The organism is Bacillus pinisoli, assembly GCF_023036475.1.
GTDB classification, from domain to species: domain Bacteria; phylum Bacillota; class Bacilli; order Bacillales; family SA4; genus Bacillus_BS; species Bacillus_BS pinisoli.
Genome location: NZ_JAJQKI010000009.1, coordinates 94152 through 113350, shown reverse-complemented (window position 1 = coordinate 113350; position 19199 = coordinate 94152). Strand labels below are relative to the sequence as shown.

At 32.1% G+C, this 19199-nt stretch carries 18 protein-coding genes; all 18 read left to right on the top strand.

Annotated features, from left to right (window positions below; all coding sequences use genetic code 11):
• Window positions 1–18 precede the first annotated feature (18 nt).
• Window positions 19–1200, top strand: coding sequence for a glycosyltransferase (locus tag LT143_RS14185; protein WP_246943872.1), 1182 nt, complete (start codon window positions 19–21; stop codon window positions 1198–1200).
• 3 nt (window positions 1201–1203) lie between these two features.
• Window positions 1204–2007, top strand: a complete 804-nt coding sequence (locus LT143_RS14180) for a 6-hydroxymethylpterin diphosphokinase MptE-like protein (RefSeq protein WP_246943871.1) — start codon at window positions 1204–1206, stop codon at window positions 2005–2007.
• Complete coding sequence (locus LT143_RS14175) at window positions 2004–2738, top strand: 3-deoxy-manno-octulosonate cytidylyltransferase (RefSeq protein WP_246943870.1); 735 nt, start codon at window positions 2004–2006, stop codon at window positions 2736–2738. The genes LT143_RS14180 and LT143_RS14175 overlap by 4 nt, the downstream gene beginning before the upstream one ends.
• A 46-nt stretch (window positions 2739–2784) precedes the next feature.
• Complete coding sequence (locus tag LT143_RS20625) at window positions 2785–4044, top strand: phosphotransferase (protein ID WP_246943869.1); 1260 nt, start codon at window positions 2785–2787, stop codon at window positions 4042–4044.
• 70 nt (window positions 4045–4114) lie between these two features.
• Entirely contained in the window at window positions 4115–4954 is an 840-nt protein-coding gene (kdsA, locus tag LT143_RS14165; protein WP_336296620.1) for a 3-deoxy-8-phosphooctulonate synthase, read from the top strand.
• Window positions 4926–5936: a KpsF/GutQ family sugar-phosphate isomerase gene (locus LT143_RS14160; protein ID WP_246943868.1), complete on the top strand. Its 1011-nt coding sequence runs from the start codon at window positions 4926–4928 to the stop codon at window positions 5934–5936. The genes kdsA and LT143_RS14160 overlap by 29 nt, the downstream gene beginning before the upstream one ends.
• On the top strand, window positions 5933–6427 hold the full coding sequence (locus LT143_RS14155; protein ID WP_246943867.1) for a KdsC family phosphatase: 495 nt from the start codon (window positions 5933–5935) through the stop codon (window positions 6425–6427). The genes LT143_RS14160 and LT143_RS14155 overlap by 4 nt, the downstream gene beginning before the upstream one ends.
• Before the next feature lie 41 nt (window positions 6428–6468).
• Entirely contained in the window at window positions 6469–7296 is an 828-nt protein-coding gene (locus tag LT143_RS14150; RefSeq protein ID WP_246943866.1) for a 6-hydroxymethylpterin diphosphokinase MptE-like protein, read from the top strand.
• Entirely contained in the window at window positions 7268–8176 is a 909-nt protein-coding gene (locus tag LT143_RS14145; protein WP_246943865.1) for a 6-hydroxymethylpterin diphosphokinase MptE-like protein, read from the top strand. The genes LT143_RS14150 and LT143_RS14145 overlap by 29 nt, the downstream gene beginning before the upstream one ends.
• 115 nt (window positions 8177–8291) lie before the next feature.
• Complete coding sequence (gene neuB / locus LT143_RS14140) at window positions 8292–9335, top strand: N-acetylneuraminate synthase (RefSeq protein WP_246943864.1); 1044 nt, start codon at window positions 8292–8294, stop codon at window positions 9333–9335.
• A gap of 53 nt (window positions 9336–9388) precedes the next feature.
• On the top strand, window positions 9389–10540 hold the full coding sequence (neuC, locus tag LT143_RS14135) for a UDP-N-acetylglucosamine 2-epimerase (RefSeq protein WP_246943863.1): 1152 nt from the start codon (window positions 9389–9391) through the stop codon (window positions 10538–10540).
• The gene (locus LT143_RS14130; protein WP_246943862.1) at window positions 10533–11231 is read left to right on the top strand and encodes an acylneuraminate cytidylyltransferase family protein; all 699 of its coding nucleotides are present in this window, start codon (window positions 10533–10535) and stop codon (window positions 11229–11231) included. Before neuC ends, LT143_RS14130 begins: the two co-directional genes overlap by 8 nt.
• Before the next feature lie 78 nt (window positions 11232–11309).
• Window positions 11310–12767 (top strand): MBOAT family O-acyltransferase, encoded by a 1458-nt coding sequence (locus LT143_RS14125; RefSeq protein WP_246943861.1) that lies wholly within the window; start codon window positions 11310–11312, stop codon window positions 12765–12767.
• Between the two features lie 18 nt (window positions 12768–12785).
• Complete coding sequence (locus LT143_RS14120) at window positions 12786–13883, top strand: hypothetical protein (RefSeq protein ID WP_246943860.1); 1098 nt, start codon at window positions 12786–12788, stop codon at window positions 13881–13883.
• A gap of 326 nt (window positions 13884–14209) precedes the next feature.
• A complete protein-coding gene (locus LT143_RS14115) occupies window positions 14210–15439 on the top strand; it encodes an acyltransferase family protein (protein ID WP_246943859.1) in 1230 nt (409 codons plus the stop codon).
• 270 nt (window positions 15440–15709) lie between these two features.
• Window positions 15710–16822 (top strand): glycosyltransferase family 4 protein, encoded by a 1113-nt coding sequence (locus LT143_RS14110; RefSeq protein ID WP_246943858.1) that lies wholly within the window; start codon window positions 15710–15712, stop codon window positions 16820–16822.
• Complete coding sequence (locus tag LT143_RS14105) at window positions 16809–18194, top strand: nucleotide sugar dehydrogenase (protein WP_246943857.1); 1386 nt, start codon at window positions 16809–16811, stop codon at window positions 18192–18194. The genes LT143_RS14110 and LT143_RS14105 overlap by 14 nt, the downstream gene beginning before the upstream one ends.
• Window positions 18195–18196: 2 nt before the next feature.
• Window positions 18197–19189, top strand: a complete 993-nt coding sequence (locus tag LT143_RS14100; RefSeq protein WP_246943856.1) for an SDR family oxidoreductase — start codon at window positions 18197–18199, stop codon at window positions 19187–19189.
• Window positions 19190–19199 lie beyond the last annotated feature (10 nt).

Below are 19199 nucleotides of genomic sequence, written 5' to 3'. Positions count from 1 at the left end.
ACATTGTGAGGTTTTATTTTGAAAAAGAAAATTTTATTTGTAAACGGGCATTTAAATGTAGGTGGAGTTGAGAACTCTCTTATTAATGTTTTAAAAAGTATAGATTTCAATAATTATGAAGTAGATCTTATACTTTTTGAGGAGTTAGGGGACTATGTAAATGAAGTTCCTAAAAATGTAAATATTATTTATTATGATTTTTCAAAGACTTACGGTCCATTTAAAAAGTGTTTACTAGAGAATATAAAAAATAAAAATTGGTTTGCAGTATTATTAAGATTAGTATTTCTGTTAAAGAGGGTAGCTGGAGTTAAAGCACTATATCTTGCGAAGCCACTCTTTAGAATTAATAAAAAGTATGATTGCGCTATAGCATACCGAGTAGGTCTTTGTACTGATTTTGTTGGATATGTTGTAAATAGTAAAAAGAAGGTAACATGGTGGCATCACGGATCGTATGATTATTCCGAAGATCAAACAAAACGATGGACTAAATTATTAAGGAAGTTTGATAGATTAATAGCTGTTTCGGATAGTTGCAGAGACATGCTAATAGACAATATGCAGGAACAGAAAGTTCAAAATAAAATCATTACCATACCAAACATGATAAATGTTAATGAAATTCAGAACAAAGCAAATGAAAAAACTAGGTATAATATTTTTCATAATGATGGAACTACCCTACTAAGTGTAGGTAGATTGTCTCCTGAAAAAGGAATGATTAATTGTGTTCATACCTGTAAGAAACTAGTTGAAGCAGGGTATAACGTAAAATGGTATCTAATAGGTGAAGGTCCAGAACGTAAAGAAATTGAGAGATGGATCAAAGAATATAGACTAGAGAATCAATTTTACCTTTTAGGTGCAATATCTAATCCTTACCCATATATAAAGGCTACAGATATTTATGTCCATCCTTCACTAGTTGAGTCTTTATCAATTACGGTACTAGAAGCACTAGCTTTAAATATACCTGTGACGGTAGCAAGGTCAATGGGACCAGCAGAGTTTATAAGGGATAAGGAAAATGGACTACTTGTAGAACCAACGCCAGAGGGTTTATTTAAGGGTATTGAATCTTTAATCATGGATAATTACCTGTATAACAAATTAAAGAAGGAAAATAGGGAAGTTTTAAACCAATTTAGTCCGGAAGTAATCATGAAGAAAATATATGGATTGATTGAGGTAAGTTAGTATATGAAAAGATTAAAAAAATCAATAAATAGCATAGTTTATAAAATGAATAAAGCTTTAAATGAGTTACTATTTCCCTATTCTGATAATGGTAGACAGATAAAATCGCTGAAGAATATTCATTTAAACAAACGGTGTTTCATTATAGGCAATGGTCCAAGTTTGACTACTGGAGATTTAAGTAAATTGCATAATGAAATCACCTTTGCCTTCAATAGAATATACTATTTATTTAATCAAACAGATTGGAGACCAACATATTATTGCGCTGAAGATGATAAAACTATTACTAAAAGTAAAGAAGAGATCAATAATTTAAATATCAAAAATAAATTTTTCCCTATAAACTTTCCAAGGGACAATAAAATTCAATTTAAAAATGCAAAGTATTACATCTTTAAGTTTGGTGATAGGAATATCGAGCCGAAATTCTCTAAAGACATTGTTAAAGGGATCTATTGGGGAAATACAGTTGCATATACAGCTATTCAGCTAGCTGTATATATGGGGATTAAAGAAATATACCTTCTGGGAGTAGATCATAATTTTAGTAAGATGATTAATGATAAAGGCGAAATAATCATTGATGAGACGGCCAAGGATTATTTTACTAATGAATATAATAACGACAAAAATGATTTGTATATCCCAAATGTAGATATTTCAACAAGAGCGTTTTTAGCAGCTAAAAATTACGCAGATAAACATAACATAAAAATATACAATGCAACCCGTGGAGGTAAATTGGAAGTATTTGAAAGAGTGAATTTTGACAATATTGAATTGGGAGAGAGGTTAATAGGATGAGAATAATAGGAGTTATACCCGCAAGAGGTGGATCTACTAGATTTTATAACAAGCCACTAGCAAAGATTTTAGGGAAACCAATGATTTGGTGGGTTTACACACATTCTAAGGAAGTAGAGTGCTTTGAAGAGGTGTATGTCGCAACAGATAGTGAAGAGATTAAGAGTGTATGCGAGGGGTTTGGGGCAAAAGTTATCATGACTTCACAAGATCATGATACAGCTACCGAAAGGCTTTATGAAGTTTCCCAGCACATAAGTGCAGATCTTTATGTCATGATAAATGGTGATGAACCAGCAATAGAAGCAAAGGATATAGCGAAATGTATTCCAATCAATTTAAATAGTAATGAGTTTTATGTGTCGAACCTTATGACCGATTTTACAGATCCTGTTGAAGTTGTGGATACATCTAACTTGAAAATTGTAACGAATAAGGATGGGATTTGTCTTTTTATTTCAAGGAGTCCTATACCATACCCAAAGGGAGGTATGAATTATACATACCAGAAATTTGTGGGAGTGGGTGCTTTTACTAAAAAGGCGCTACAATACTACCACGAAACTCCTAGAGGACCAATTGAAAGAATAGAAGAGAACGACTCGTTTCGGTTTATTGAAAATAGGAAGGACATTTATTACATAAATGCACATTGCAAAACTATTTCCGTTGATACTCCAAAAGATATAGAGAAGGTTGAAGAATACTTGAAGAAGATTGTCATGGTTTAATTAATATTAATAAAAATAAAATCTATAGTTGTTAGAAGGGAATTAAGTGAATCTATATAAAAAGGGTCTTGCAAGCATTATTAAGAACGGATTAATAGTAACTATAAAAAAGTTTTTAAACATAAAAAGGCAAGAAAAATTTATAAGATATTACTATAATAGGGACACCTTATCAAAGGCAATTAGAATAGGGGAAAAAATAATAAAGATGTACCCTGGAAATGTTTATAATTATCAGCAACTTGCAAGAGCATATTGGAAAGCAAAGGATGAGCATGGTGCTACGAATATATTAAAACAGGGCTTAAGAGTAAAATGTGGTCTTACTTTAGAAGAAATAATAAGTGAAATTGAAAAAAAACTTCCTGATAATAATTTATTACTCTCACATAGGTTTATTTTTAAAGGAGGACACCAAAATTACGGCTTAATAGAGCATATATATGAAGAGAAGACCTTATTGACAAAAATAGTAGAAAGTCAAAATTCAAAAGGTGATTCCTTAATCAGAGATATCCAGACTGAAAATCCAGATTTTCATACTATTACACCAAGTATTATAAGTATATTAACTATAAATGATATAACTTTTATTACTATGAAAAAAATTAATGGAGAAGTCCCCATAAATACGAATACTGATTTCATTAATAAGGTATTTAAATTGAATAATTTAATAACTTCTATGGATTATAACGAAGTATCTGATAGCTTAAGTCTTCAAAAACTAACTCATAATACTAATCTAATAAACAAACATGAATTATTTAAAGCATTTTATCTTGTTAGTCAAAATAATAAAGAGGTTTTTTCTTGCATTAGTGAATTTCTAAAAAGAAATATGACTCCTGTAGATTTTATAAAAGTTGTTGATCACCTAAACAATCTCATTTTTGGTGAAAATTATTATAAATTTATAAGTCCAGAAGTTCATTTTACATTGCAGCATGGTGATTTCTTTAAAGCCAATATGTTAATTAACAATCACACAGGAGAATTAAAAATAATTGATTGGGTTGGGGTAAGACTTGGACCAAGGTGGGTAGACATTGCATTGTTCTTAGGTACTATAAAGCTACCATTCGATATAATAAGAAATAATTTTCTGGACCATGATAGATGTAATTATGAACCAGTAGAAAAACTATTTTTCATTTATACTTTAATTGTTAGTTGGGCTGTTACTTTTAATAAAAATGAAGTTGAGAATTGTTTTGAAAACTTTTATAGTCCAGCTTTAGATTATCTAGAATCTATATCGTTAGAACTTGAAGGCATGCAAGGAGGTAAATCAAAAATTATATAATACCTTGGAGTCTTCATTAAGGAGTCAATGAATAGTATAAAAACTTATATAGAAAAGGGGTAACAATCAAATGAAAATAATGAAAGTTGGTAATGTCTCAGTAGATAACGACATCTTTACTTTAATGGCAGGACCTTGTGTAATCGAGTCAGAAACACAAGTAATGGAAGTGGCCTCGAAAATGAAAGAAATTACGGATCGCCTTGGTGTTCCTTTTATTTTTAAGTCCTCGTTCGATAAAGCGAACAGAACATCTGTTTTATCGTATAGAGGGCCGGGATTAAATGAAGGTCTTCGTATTTTAAAGAAAGTTAAAGATGAATTAGGTGTACCTGTAGTAACAGATATTCACGAACCTTATCAGGCACAGGTTGTCGCTGAGGTTGTGGATATGCTTCAAATACCTGCATTTCTATGCAGACAAACGGACCTGTTGGTGGCGGCAGCTGAAACTGGTTTGCCAGTGAATATTAAAAAGGCTCAGTTTTTGTCGGCTAAGGATATGAAGAACGTTATTACGAAGGTAGAGGAATCAAATAATACAAACATCCTTTTATGTGAAAGAGGAAACACATTTGGATATAACAATTTAGTCGTTGATATGACAAACATCATTGAATTGAAGAAGTTTGGATATCCTGTCGTGTTTGATGCCACACATAGTGTTCAAAAACCGGGAGGAAATCTTACATCTACTGGTGGTAATCGGGAATATGTAGAACACCTAGCAAAAGCAGCTTTAGCTGTTGGTGCAGATGCCTTATTTATGGAGGTTCATGAAGATCCCGATAATGCTAAATCAGATGGCCCGAATATGGTGAAGCTTAATGAGATAGAAGGAATCCTACAAAAATTAATTAAAGTATATAAGGCGGTGCGAGATGTTGAACAACATAGCTACTCTATCTGATGTGAAAATTGAAAATCAAATAGATATTCTTTCGGAAGCAAGATATGTTTTTGACACTGAAGTAAATGCTATCAATCTAGTAAGAGATGCACTCGATGAGAGGTTTGTAAAAATTGTTGAATTGATTTCTAACTGTAACGGCAAAGTAGTTGTTACAGGGATGGGAAAGCCAGGACATGTATCAAGAAAAATAGCAGCTACATTATCAAGTCTTGGAACATCTTCTTTTTTCATCCATCCTGCAGAGGCTCAACATGGTGATTTAGGAATGATTTCGAAAGATGATATTGTAATTGCAATTAGTTATAGCGGAGAAAGTGAAGAAATAACAAAGATTTTACCAAATATAAAATTAATAGGGGCAACATTAGTTGGAATCTCTGGTAACCAATATTCAACGCTTGTCAAATATAGTGATCATTCTTTCGTCTTTCCGAAATTTATGGAAGCTTGTTCTATGAATCTAGCACCAACATCTAGTACAACTGTTGGAATGGTGTTGGGTGATGCATTAGCAGTTTGTTTAGCCAAAATATATGGTTTTCATGAAAGTAACTATGCATTGTTTCATCCAGCAGGTTCACTTGGTAAGAAATTATTAATAAAAGTAAGTGATATTATGCATGCAGGAGAAAAAAATGCAGTTGTTAAGCAGGGAACTAAACTAAAAGATGCGATTGTGGAGATGAGTACAAAAGCGATAGGAATTATTAATGTAGTAAATGAGAATCAAGAACTAATTGGTGTGTTTACAGATGGTGATTTAAGAAGAACATTTACCAGAGAAGTGAATGTCTATGATTTATCTGTAGAGGATGTACTAGTTAAAACACCAATCTCAATCAATTCTAATATGCTCGCTGTTGATGCATTAAAAATGATGAAGGACAAGAATATCTCTGCGTTACCAATCATTCAAAATGGTAGACTCGCTGGAACTGTGAGAGTAAACGATATTCTTGGTGTGGGTATATTCGTATGATAAAGAATAAAGATCTATCAAAAATAAAGATGCTTGTTATGGATGTAGATGGAACACTTACTGATGGGAAAATCTATGTTGGAGAAAATGGTGAGGTATTTAAAGCGTTTAATGTCAAGGATGGTTATCGATTAATAAGTTTGAGTAAATACAATATTATACCAGTCATTATTACAGGCAAGACTTCTGAGATTTTATCAAAGCGTGCTGCTGAACTAAAAATTGAAGAAGTGTACCAAGGAATTGAGGATAAACTAAAAGTATTAGATAAAATAATTGAAAAATACCAATTAACATACGATAACGTTGCTTATATAGGTGATGATGTAAATGATTTGGATTGTATGAATGTATGCTACCTAAAAGCTTGCCCGGCGGATGCAATTAATGAAGTGATAGAAGTAGTAGATTATGTTTGTAACTCCAATGGTGGTAATGGTGCCGTCAGGGAATATATTGACTTAATTGCTAGACACAAAATTCTTAAATAAGGCAAAGCAAAATAGACCGATCAAAGCAGGTGATATTAAATATGAGAGTAATAATGAGGTACTTTAAAAGGAAGTTTAAAGCAATACTAACTAGTTTTGTTAATAGTTTTTCAAAAATAAACATACCATTAACTATAAATAATTATAAAATACTCAGATTAAAGAACAAATATATGGGAAAACGATGTTTTATTATCGGGAATGGCCCAAGTTTAAAACCTCAGGATCTAGAAAAACTAAAAAATGAATTTACTTTTGCTTCTAATAAAATCTATAAAATCTTTAATAGAACAAACTGGCGACCGACTTTTTATATGGTTGTAGATCCAGTAGTAATGGGAGAGAACCTAACTGATATTAATTTAGTTGAAGCAGGTAAAAAATTCACTTTAAAAGGTTATAAAAACATGTTTACTACTGCAGATATATTTTTTAACAATAATCTTTATAAAGATAAACGAGGTACATTTTCAACTAATATCATGGAAACGTTATACTCATCAGGTACAGTTTCCTTTAGTATGCTTCAAATAGCTTTTTATATGGGATTTTCCGAAGTTTATCTAATTGGGCATGATTACAATTTTAAAGGAGCAGTATCAAAAACAAAAGATTTATCATCTCTCAAAAATGATACCAATACGCAAATCTACTTTACCAAAGATTATGTTAGAAGTGATGAGAAAAAAGCAGGGCAAGCTCCTGCAGAAATGTATTCAGGAATGGAAAAAGCTAAATTAGCATATGAAGGCTCCGGAAGAAAAATATATAACGCAACAAGAGTTACCTACTTGGATGTTTTTGATATAAAGAACTTTGATGATATTTTAGGAGATACTAATGATAAATTACATCAAAACATTAATTAATAACACAATATCCATAATAGTGTGGACTACCATAGGGCCCTTTAAGAGAAAATTAAAAACATTATTTATTAACTTGAGAGTCAGATTTTTATCAACAAGAATAAGAGAACTTAAGAACATACACAAAGGTGAAAGTTGCTTTGTAATCGGCAATGGACCTAGTTTAACAGTAAGTGATTTAAACATGATTAAAAGTAAGATTTCATTCTCAAGTAATAGAATAAGTTTACTACTTGATAAAACTGAATGGAGACCTTTTTATTATACATTTGCGGATTCAATTATAGCTAGTAAATTGTTTAATGAAGTATATAAGATGGAAAAAGAAAAGATGTTCGTAGTAATTAAAAATAAAAGTTATAAATTGTTAAAGAAGCATTTCAACAAGGAATGTAATTTTTTGAGAGCTTGTTATGATTACGATAAAAATGGTTTGCCAAAGTTCAGTAAAGATTTATCGAAAAAGATAATTCATCATGGAACAGTAACCTACTCAAATATTCAACTTGCTGTGTATATGGGATTTAAAGAGATTTATTTAATAGGTGTTGATCATAATTATGGCGTTATTAAAACGAAAAATGGCAGTATTGAATATAATGAAATGCTAATAGGTAAGGATTATTTTGATGAAAAATATTATAAGTCTATTGAAGAAAATAAAGAAATTCCAGTAAATTTATATGAAATGACTGAAGCGTACTTATCTGCAAAAAAACATTGTGATGATATAGGAGTGAAAATATATAACGCTACTAGAGGTGGAAAACTAGACGTGTTTCCAAGGGTTAATTTTGATGAGTTATTTAATAAAAATGGAGAATTTGTTGGAATACAACGAATGTGTGAGGAGGAAATAAACATACACAATGCATTATAGGAAGCGTTGAAGGTAGATACTAAGAAATATTTAACTAATTTGTTTTATATTTACATTCTTATTATCTAGAGAATCAAAATAATAATAAATAAATAAATAAATAGGAGGGATATAGATGACTAAACCAATTATCCAAATTGGAGATAGAAAAATCGGGGAAGACTTTAAACCATTTGTCATTGCTGAAATTGGAATAAACCATGAAGGTAGTCTAGAGGTTGCTAAACAAATGGTAGATGCTGCCCATAGTGCTGGAGCGGAAGTTATAAAACATCAAACTCATATTGTTGAAGACGAGATGAGTAAAGAAGCAAAAAAAGTGATACCAGGAAATACAAATGTATCTATTTATGAGGTAATGGAGAGATGTGCTCTTAATGAAGAAGATGAGCTTGAATTAAAGGAGTATGTTGAGTCATTAGGTATGATTTTTTTAAGTACTCCATTTTCAAGGGCTGCAGCAAAAAGGTTAGAGAAAATGGGAGTATTGGCGTACAAGATTGGATCAGGCGAATGTAACAACTATCCATTAATTGAGCATATTGCATCATATGGTAAACCTATGATTGTTTCTACAGGAATGAATGATATTGAAAGTATAAAGCAAACCGTTGAGATTCTAGAACAAAAAGGAGTGCAATATGCTCTTCTTCATTGTACAAATCTATATCCGACTCCCCCTCATTTAGTAAGACTTGGTGGCATGGAAGAACTAAAGAATACCTTCCCGAACGCTGTTATTGGATTATCTGATCACACGGCCAACAATAATGCGGCATTAGCAGCCACAGCTCTGGGTGCATCAATACTGGAGAGACATTTTACCGATTCCAAGGAAAGACCAGGTCCTGATATCTTGTGCTCAATGGAACCAAAAGATTTACAAGAATTAATAGTTGCTAGCTCAGAGATTTCAAAAATGAGAGGTGGAAAAAAAGAGGCAGCAATTGAAGAAAAAGTGACTACTGATTTTGCATTTGCGACAGTAGTAACAATTAAGGAGTTAAAACAGGGTGATACCCTTACAGAAGATAATATCTGGGTTAAGAGACCAGGCATAGGTGAAATCACAGCAGGAAGTTATAAATCAATATTAGGAAAACAGGTTAATAAGAATATACAAAATGACCATCACCTATCATGGAAAGATATTGTATAAGCTTTGGGGTTTAACAAATTAATATTCAAAAAAACTAGAATAGGAGTTTTTTGATGAAAAAAATCCTTTTTTTAACAGGTACTAGGGCCGACTATGGAAAGATCAAGTCTTTAATGCGAAAAGTAGATAATAGTCCAAACTTAGAACTTTATATATTTGTTACTGGAATGCACATGCTCTCTACATATGGTTCTACATGGAAAGAATTAGATAAAGATGGTTTCCAAAATAAATATCATTTTGTTAATCAACAGCAAAACTCTAAAATGGATATGGCATTAAGTAATACTATTCTAGGTTTAAGTAATTATGTACATGAATTAAAGCCAGACTTGATTGTTGTTCACGGTGATAGACTTGAGGCTTTAGGAGGGGCAATTGTTGGTGCATTTAATAATATAAAAGTTGCCCATATTGAAGGAGGAGAGGTTTCAGGTACGATAGATGAATCAATTAGGCACTCCATAACTAAGCTATCACATATTCATTTTGTAAGTAATGATGAGGCCAAAAAAAGAATTATTCAGTTGGGAGAGCGAGAAGAGAGCATTTTTGTTATAGGCTCACCTGATATAGATGTAATGCTGTCCAATGATTTACCATCCATTGAACAAGTAAAAGAACGTTATGAAATTAGCTTTGATCAATTTTCTGTTTTAATGTATCATCCTGTAACTACGCAGGTTAATATGCTTCAAAGAAATGTGCAACAACTAATAGATGCTTTGATAGAAAGCGATGGTAACTATGTAGTTATTTATCCCAATAATGATGAAGGTAGTAATATAATTCTAAATGAATATCAACGTCTCAACAATAATACAAGATTCAAATTGTTTCCTTCTATGCGTTTTGAGTATTTCTTAACATTACTAAAACATTGTGATTTCATAATTGGAAATTCAAGTGCTGGCATTAGAGAAGCGGGTGTTTACGGAGTCCCTTCCATCGATATTGGTACTAGACAATTAGGAAGATATGATACTACAAAAAATCAAACCATCACCCCTGTAGAAGAAAGCAAAGAAAGTATATTAAAGGCTATTTTTAAACAGGATGGGCTTCGAGTATTTAGTAATGAATTCGGTGATGGTAATAGTGATGATAAATTCTTAGCTATTTTAGAAGAGGGAAAAATTTGGGATATTGATGTTCAAAAGAGATTTATAGATTATTACTACACAGGTGATAAAGCTTATGTATAAAAATAAATCATTTTTAGCTGTTATTCCTGCTAGAGGTGGAAGTAAAGGCATTCCAGGTAAGAACATCATTAATGTAAATGGAAAACCTCTGATTCAATATACAATTGATGCAGCAATGGACTCGAAATACTTAGATAGAGTAGTTGTGTCTACCGATGATTCAGAAATAGCATTGGTTTCGACAAAATGTGGAGCAGAAGTACCGTTTCTTAGACCGCCATACTTAGCTGATGATACAGCTAAAACCATTGATGTCTTAATTCATGCTTTAGAAGAGCTAAATAATGATGGATGTAATTATGACTATATTGTTCTTTTACAACCAACACAACCGTTAAGGACGGCTGAACAGATAGACCTTTCAATTCAAAAGATAGTGCATGAAAATGAGGAAAGCTTGGTAAGTATTACTGAAGTTAACGAGCATCCAATTTTGTTTAGAACCTTGGACTCTAATGGTATGGTACATAATATGTTAAGTACTGATAGTACTGTAAGGAGACAAGACTTTCCTAAAATTTATAAAGTAAATGGCGCAATATATATTAATAAAATTAACCATAATTTCAATTCAAATACAAGCTTAAATGATAATAAATTAGCATTTGTCATGGAGCAAAAGTTTGATATAGATATTGATGAACCACATGACATAGAAGTGTTGAAACTTAAGCTTAATGCAATAAAGTAATACTACGGCTATTTGGGGTTTATGAATCCTGTTGTTCTTTATTGAGAATTTATATTTATAAGAAGTGGAGTATGTATAATGCTTTTTAATTCATATGAATTTATCTTTGCATTTTTACCAGTGGTTTTTATTGTATATTTCTTTCTAAATAAGAAACGACTCTTAATAGCATCAAAAGCATGGTTAGTGGCTAGCTCATTATTTTTTTACTGTTGGTGGAATATAGCTTATTTACCCCTTATTCTAGCATCCATGATATTTAATTATGCTGTTGGGTCATCACTAGGGAAAGACAATCTTAAATTTAATAAAAAACTAGGTTTATCAATCGGAATATCATTTAACGTGGGACTACTGGGTTACTTTAAGTATTCTGACTTTTTTATCACAAATGTTAATGAAATCTTTACAACTAATCTTGCACTCCTTCAGTTAGCATTGCCTTTAGCCATAAGTTTCTTTACATTTCAACAAATAGCATATTTGGTAGATGCCTATAGAAATGAAACAAAGGAATACGACTTCCTAAACTATGCATTATTCGTCACATTCTTCCCTCAGTTAATCGCTGGCCCAATCGTTCACCATAAAGAAATGATGCCACAGTTCAAACAACTAAGAAATAAGGTAGTTAATTATCGCAATATTTCCTTGGGGCTATTTATTTTTTCTATAGGTTTATTTAAAAAGGTGGCCATTGCTGATTCTTTTGCAGTTTGGGCAAATAAAGGGTTTGATGAAGCTGTAAGTCTATCATTCATAGAAGGATGGATCACTTCTTTATCTTATACTTTTCAATTATATTTTGACTTTAGCGGTTATACCGATATGGCGATAGGAGCTGCTTTACTCTTTAATATAACTTTACCTATGAATTTCAATTCCCCATATAAAGCATTAGATATACAAGAATTTTGGAGAAGGTGGCATATAACGCTCAGTCGATTTTTAACCCAGTATATTTATATTCCTCTTGGTGGAAATAGAAAAGGTAAATCAAGAACTTATATTAACATATTGATTATATTCTTAATTAGTGGTTTTTGGCATGGAGCTGGATGGACATTCGTGTTCTGGGGGTTATTACATGGTTTAGCTACGGTTATTAATCGCTTTTGGAGATCTCTAGGGTTTAGGCTAAATAAAATTGTTGCATGGTTTTTAACATTTAATTTTGTAAATATAACATGGGTATTTTTTAGAGCTACGACATGGGAAGACGCTATTAAAGTATTAAAAGGGATGATTGGAGTGAATGGTATTGTATTACCAGTGATCATAGAAGAACAACTATACTTCTTAACTAATTATGGTATAACTTTTAATACCTTTTTGATTGAGTCAAATAGAGAATTATTAAATGCATTTATTTTATTCTGTATCTTTTCTTATATTGCTTTTAGGTTAAAAAACTCTCAAGAATTAACGTTAAACATTAAATTTGGCTTTAAGACAATGCTAGTAACATCAATATTTTTCGTTTATTCTTTTTTGAATTTCCATAAAATAAGTGAATTTTTATACTTTAATTTCTAATAAACAAGGAGTTTGGAAATGAGAAAAAAATGGATAAGATCTACTCTTTCCTACATAATACTATTTATCTTGTTAATTGGTTTATTTAATTTTAGTATGGATCCATTACAATACTATCGTGATACTAAGCGGATAAACTTTTACTGGGATCAGCAACGATGGCAAGTGGTTGGGTTAGCAAAAAATTATGAATATAATACTATTATCTTAGGTACTTCAATGACAGAAAACTTCATTCCAAGTGAGGTTAATCAAATATTCCCAAATACGGAGACATTAAAATTATCGTTATCAGGATCTTCCGCTCATGAACAGAATAAAATTGCGGAAATTGCATTTCATAATAATGAGATAAAAAATGTGATATGGGGAATAGATTATTTTTCTTTAGGCAATGATCCCAATTATGTAAAAGAGGAGTTTCCCAAATTTTTATATGATAATAATAATTTTAATGAAATTGGATATTTATTAAATATTTCAATTACGAAATATAGTTTATATTCTATTTTTCATAAATTATCACCAATGTTAGCAGAACTATTTGCTACTCTAGTTGTTCTAAAGGAAAAACCTGTAGAAAATCTAGATTATTTATATTATTGGGCACATGGTATGGACTTTAGCAATGAGATTGTTATGGAAGATTACAAAACAACCGTACAAAAGGACCTAGGCAGAAATGAAGAATTTAGCGACACTTTTTCCTTAGATAGACTAAAAGAAAACATTGACACAAATATTGTACCTATAATTATGGAAAACCAAGATACAAATTTCTATTTGTTTTATCCTCCATATTCTATCTTAATGAATAAACGTATTTTTGATAAAAACCCAACTAACATAGATAATATTATCAAAAGTAGAGAATATTTGTTTAATGAATTAAAAGATTATGATAATGTCAAGATTTATGATTTTTCGCACGACGAAGATATTGTTTTTAATTTAAATAACTATAAAGACATAAGTCATTATTCACCAGAAATTAATAAGAAAATCCTACAAGATATCAGCAAAGGAAATTTTTTAGTTACTGAAACAAATATAAATCTAAATTTAGACAAGTTCAATGACCAAGTTAGTAAGTTCAATTTAGTACAGCTAAAGTAATAACTAATGGCATAGCCTTTAGTTATTACTTAGGGACTCCCCTTTTAAAAAAACAATAAATATCGCTGTAAAAAATATTTGTTATTGAAATAGAGCTATATGTGCTCGGTGCAGAGGAAAGAGAATTTTTTTCCAATCAACATCATCTTTCCTTCCTTTCCCATGTTTATTTTAATACTTTTATATGTACATAAAAAATGGAAGGTAACCAAGGATTTTAAATACGTATTAGAAAGATATTTAGTTATTTAAGGCTGTCTGGAATGATTCAAGTAGAGTGTTGGTATAATTCCAAATTATTATAAATAAATAAGGATGGTGGAAAGATGGGAAAGTTTTATTCTAACTTCTCTAAGGCTAATCAATTGTTAGATGGAAATATTTTAATTTTTTTAGACTTAGTTCGTGGTATATCAGCTATTCTAGTGGTAATGGCACATTTAAGTTCTAGATTGTTTGTGGGTTATGGACATTTAGAAAACCCAAATATATTTGTAAAATTATTATATCTTATAAATTTGCTGGGTAATCCTGCGGTAATAATATTTTTTGTAATAAGCGGTTTATTTATTTCAAGATCTGTTCTAAAAGCGATTTACGAGGATAAATGGTCATGGCAATCTTACCTAATAAACCGTTTCTCTAGGTTGTTAGTTGTTTTAGTTCCTGCATTATTAATAACGTTTATTTTGGATAGTTTAGCAGTACAGTTTGGGGGATATAAAGGATACGATAGCATTTCTAGTAACTTAATTGAACTCATAGGAAACTTATTCTTTCTTCAGAATATATATGTAAATTCTTATGGCTCAAATGCACCCTTATGGAGCCTAAGTTTTGAGTTTTGGTACTACATGCTATTTCCTCTACTCGCATGTTTATTCTTAAATAAAGAGAGTAAAACTCACATGCTTTTATACACTCTTTTAGTTTTTTCCATAGTATCAGTGATTGGAATTCGAATGAATACATATTTTATTATATGGCTGATAGGACCACTTGTACTCTTTTTACCAAAAGTTAATTCTTTAACACATAAGTTTTTTAAATTAACTGCACTAATGGTGTTATTCTTATCTATGATTGTTCATCCACTTGCGATGACGGGTAGATTATTTTTTATAAATCAAGAGTTAAAAGACTTAATGCAATTATTTGGTGTAAATTTATTTGTTGGACTTTCCTTTGGATTCTTAACCTATTCTTTACTACATGGTGGTTTGTTAAAGATGATAAATATTGAAGTAAGGTCAATTGGGAAGTTTGCCAAGTTAATCTCTAGTTTTTCATTTAGTCTTTATTTAATTCATTATCCTATAATTAATGTAGTGTATTATTGGTTAGCTGCAAATGGTTATACTGGGTTACAGCCTAGCGTAATGTCAGTTATTTTTGAAGTCTTTATTGTTTTTATGATGTGTGTGTTTGCCTATCTGTTTTCGCTGTTTACAGAAGCTAAAACTCATCTTTTAAGAGATTTTATTAAAACAAGAACTAATAGATTGATCTCTAGTCAACGTGGCAAGATGTTAAATAAGCAAAAAGAAGTAGTTTAAAAGTTATAAATATTGTTGATTTCGTATAATATAAAGTGTCAAATTGTTCTTTATTTAGAACGACAAGTGTGTTATTATTAACATATCATATCGGAGTAATACAAAATATACCTCTAAGTTAAATTTTCTACCTTCACGTTCTTTATTGAGAACCAATACGGGTAGTGATTAATATACATCAGATATTATTAGGTGGGCTAAGACAATATGGATATCTTCAAAAAACCACTTAAAATCTCTGTATTAATGTGTTAGGGAGAAAAGAAAAATATGAAAATTCTATTCTTAGCAAACTACGGTATGGGTCTATACAACTTCAGAAAAGAATTACTTGAAGAACTAATCCAACAGGGCAACGAAGTTTATATTTCCCTACCAAATGATGAATATGTACCTAAACTAAAAAGTCTAGGCTGCCATTTTGTAGAGACTAAACTAGATCGAAGAGGAACGAACCCTCTTAAAGACTCAAAGCTACTCCTACAATACATAAGGCTCAATAAACAAATAAAGCCGAATCTAGTTCTTACTTATACGATTAAGCCTAATGTCTACGGTGGTGTTGCCTGTAGAGTGACTCATACTCCTTATATCACCAATATTACCGGACTAGGGACTTCACTTGAAAATAAGAGCATAATTCAAAGGATAACGATGTTCCTTTATAAGATCGGACTGAAGAAAGCTTCTTGCTTATTCTTTCAAAATGATACGAATTTGACATTCTTTATGAACAATCAAATTACGAAAAATAAAACAAGGCTAGTACCTGGGTCTGGTGTAAACATATATCACCATTCATTTACAAAATATCCTGAGGATGAAAAAAACATAAGGTTCCTCTTTATTGGACGCATGATGAAGGCAAAAGGAATTGATGAACTTCTCCAGGCCGCCAGCATGATTAGGCAAAAATATCCCCATACACATTTTGATTTAGTAGGTGGCTGTGAAGAGGATTACCATCAACGATTAACAGACCTCCATCATTCTGGTGTGATTACTTACCATGGCCAACAACAAGATATTCAGCCTTTTATTAAACAATCACATGCTACTATTCTTCCTTCCCACCATGAAGGGACAGCGAATGTCCTCCTTGAATCAGCATCAGCTGGTCGTCCGGTTCTTGCGTCGAGAGTGCCAGGTTGCAAGGAAACATTTGATGAGGGAATTAGCGGGTTAGGTTTTGAAGTGAAAAACGTTGATAGTTTAGTAGATACCATCGAGAAATTTATCAACATGCCTCATGTACAAAAGCGGACAATGGGTATTGCTGGACGTGAGAAAATGGAGCAACAGTATGATCGGAAAATTGTCATAAATGCTTATTTAGATGAAATTAATCAAGTTGTAAGGAGGGGACAATATGAATTTGTATGAAAGACTTGTTAATAAGGAAGAAAAAATTTCGTTAATTGGTCTTGGCTATGTTGGCATGCCCATTGCAGTTTCATTTGCCAATAGAGTAAATGTGATTGGGTTTGATATTAGTAAAGAAAAGATTGAGTCATATAAGAGTGGGATCGACCCAACAAGAGAAGTGGGAAATGATGTTATTAAAAACACTACAGTTGATTTTACTTCAGATGAAAAAAAGCTTAGAGAGGCAAGATTTCATATTGTAGCCGTACCAACCCCTGTTAAAGAGGATCATACCCCTGACTTAACTCCTATTCAATCAGCCAGCAGAACACTTGGTCAAAATTTAACAAAAGGCTCAATCGTTGTCTATGAATCTACTGTTTATCCAGGTGTAACCGAAGAGATCTGTATCCCCATCCTTGAAAAAGAGTCAGGATTAACGTGTGGAGTGGACTTTAAAGTCGGTTATTCTCCTGAAAGAATTAATCCAGGAGATAAGGAACATAGACTGGAAACCATTATAAAAGTAGTTTCTGGTATGGACCAAGAAACACTGGACATCGTAGCAAAAGTTTATGAGCTTGTTGTAGATGCAGGAGTTTATAAAGCAGAAAGTATTAAAGTAGCAGAAGCAGCAAAGGTAATTGAAAATTCTCAACGTGATATTAATATCGCCTTTATGAACGAACTCTCGATTATTTTTAATAAAATGGGGATTGATACGAAAGCCGTTTTAGAAACAGCAGGAACGAAGTGGAATTTCCTCAACTTTTCTCCAGGTTTAGTGGGAGGGCATTGTATTGGTGTAGATCCTTACTACCTTACGTACAAGGCAGAGCAACTGGGATACCATTCTCAGATCATACTCTCAGGACGAAAAATCAATGATGATATGGGTAAGTATGTAGCGGAAAGTATTGTGAAGAAAATGATAAAGGCAAATAAGCAAATAAATGGCTCGAAGGTAGCGATTTTTGGTATCACCTTTAAAGAAAACTGTCCGGATGTACGGAATACGAAAGTCGTGGATGTCATTAGAGAGCTAGAGGAGTACGGGATTGAAGTTAAAGTGGTAGATCCACTTGCCAATAAAGATGACCTCTGGAATGAGTACCGAATTATCACATGTGATGCAGAGAATATTCAAGGAATGGATGCTATTATGTTTGCCGTTCCACATGAAGAATTTAAGTCTATTACGTTAGAAGACATTAAGAGGATGTATAAAGGATCCCTACCAAGATACATAGATTCAGGAGTATATAGTGAAATCGCTGCTACCTCTGAACAACTCTCTCCCACAGGGGAAGCCAATGTACTAATGGATATCAAAGGAATGTTTAATCAAAAAGAAGCTGAGGATGCTGGCTTTTTATATTGGAGGTTATAGGAATGGGATATCAGCATTTGCAGTTTCCAGAAGGAACTAAATTCTTGGTGACCGGATCAGCGGGATTCATCGGATCTAACCTAGTAGAATCCATCCTGAATTTAGGTTACCACGTGAGAGGACTCGATAATCTTTCTACTGGTAAAAGAAAAAATGTGGACTTATTTCTTCATTATTCTAGCTATGAATTTATGGAAGGAGATATACGAGACCTTGAAACATGTATGAAAGCTTGTGATGGAGTAGATTACGTTCTTCATCAAGCAGCATGGGGAAGTGTTCCAAGAAGTATTGAGTTACCTCTCCTATATGAAGAGATTAATGTGAAAGGTACATTAAATATGCTTGAGGCGGCAAGACAAAATGGTGTTAAAAAATTTGTCTATGCATCTAGTTCTTCTGTTTATGGTGATGAGCCGACTTTACCTAAACAGGAAGGACGTGAAGGAAAGCTATTGTCTCCTTATGCCCTAACGAAAAAGACAGACGAAGAATATGCAATGCTATATACGAATCTATATGGTCTTGATACTTATGGTCTAAGGTATTTTAATGTATTCGGAAAAAGACAGGATCCGGACGGGGCATATGCTGCCGTTATTCCTAAATTTATTAAGCAATTGCTGAATAATGAACAACCGGTCATTAATGGTGACGGAAAGCAAAGTAGGGATTTTACGTATATTGAAAATGTCATTGAGGCGAACTTAAAGGCTTGTAAAGCAAGCAGTGAAGCTGCTGGTCAAGCATTTAACATTGCCTTTGGAGGAAGGGAATATTTGATAGATATTTATTATGATTTATTAAAAGCATTAGGAAAGGATATAGAACCTATTTTTGGTACACCAAGAACGGGAGATATACGACATAGTAATGCAGACATTTCAAAAGCGAGAGAAATGTTAGAATATGATCCTGAATGGAGCTTCGAGAAGGGAATTGAAGCAGCAATAGATTGGTATAAAGAGGATTTAGAGGTACTAAAGGTAGTATAAGATTTTACGT

What these genes read in the sequence shown, in the direction of transcription:
- LT143_RS14180 (WP_246943871.1), top strand. Translation starts at nt 1,204, where the DNA reads ATGAAAAGATTAAAAAAATCAATAAATAGCATAGTTTATAAAATGAAT.
- LT143_RS14175 (WP_246943870.1), top strand. Translation starts at nt 2,004, where the DNA reads ATGAGAATAATAGGAGTTATACCCGCAAGAGGTGGATCTACTAGATTT.
- kdsA (WP_336296620.1), top strand. Translation starts at nt 4,115, where the DNA reads ATGAAAATAATGAAAGTTGGTAATGTCTCAGTAGATAACGACATCTTT.
- LT143_RS14160 (WP_246943868.1), top strand. Translation starts at nt 4,926, where the DNA reads ATGTTGAACAACATAGCTACTCTATCTGATGTGAAAATTGAAAATCAA.
- LT143_RS14155 (WP_246943867.1), top strand. Translation starts at nt 5,933, where the DNA reads ATGATAAAGAATAAAGATCTATCAAAAATAAAGATGCTTGTTATGGAT.
- LT143_RS14150 (WP_246943866.1), top strand. Translation starts at nt 6,469, where the DNA reads ATGAGAGTAATAATGAGGTACTTTAAAAGGAAGTTTAAAGCAATACTA.
- LT143_RS14145 (WP_246943865.1), top strand. Translation starts at nt 7,268, where the DNA reads ATGATAAATTACATCAAAACATTAATTAATAACACAATATCCATAATA.
- neuB (WP_246943864.1), top strand. Translation starts at nt 8,292, where the DNA reads ATGACTAAACCAATTATCCAAATTGGAGATAGAAAAATCGGGGAAGAC.
- neuC (WP_246943863.1), top strand. Translation starts at nt 9,389, where the DNA reads ATGAAAAAAATCCTTTTTTTAACAGGTACTAGGGCCGACTATGGAAAG.
- LT143_RS14130 (WP_246943862.1), top strand. Translation starts at nt 10,533, where the DNA reads ATGTATAAAAATAAATCATTTTTAGCTGTTATTCCTGCTAGAGGTGGA.
- LT143_RS14125 (WP_246943861.1), top strand. Translation starts at nt 11,310, where the DNA reads ATGCTTTTTAATTCATATGAATTTATCTTTGCATTTTTACCAGTGGTT.
- LT143_RS14120 (WP_246943860.1), top strand. Translation starts at nt 12,786, where the DNA reads ATGAGAAAAAAATGGATAAGATCTACTCTTTCCTACATAATACTATTT.
- LT143_RS14115 (WP_246943859.1), top strand. Translation starts at nt 14,210, where the DNA reads ATGGGAAAGTTTTATTCTAACTTCTCTAAGGCTAATCAATTGTTAGAT.
- LT143_RS14110 (WP_246943858.1), top strand. Translation starts at nt 15,710, where the DNA reads ATGAAAATTCTATTCTTAGCAAACTACGGTATGGGTCTATACAACTTC.
- LT143_RS14105 (WP_246943857.1), top strand. Translation starts at nt 16,809, where the DNA reads ATGAATTTGTATGAAAGACTTGTTAATAAGGAAGAAAAAATTTCGTTA.
- LT143_RS14100 (WP_246943856.1), top strand. Translation starts at nt 18,197, where the DNA reads ATGGGATATCAGCATTTGCAGTTTCCAGAAGGAACTAAATTCTTGGTG.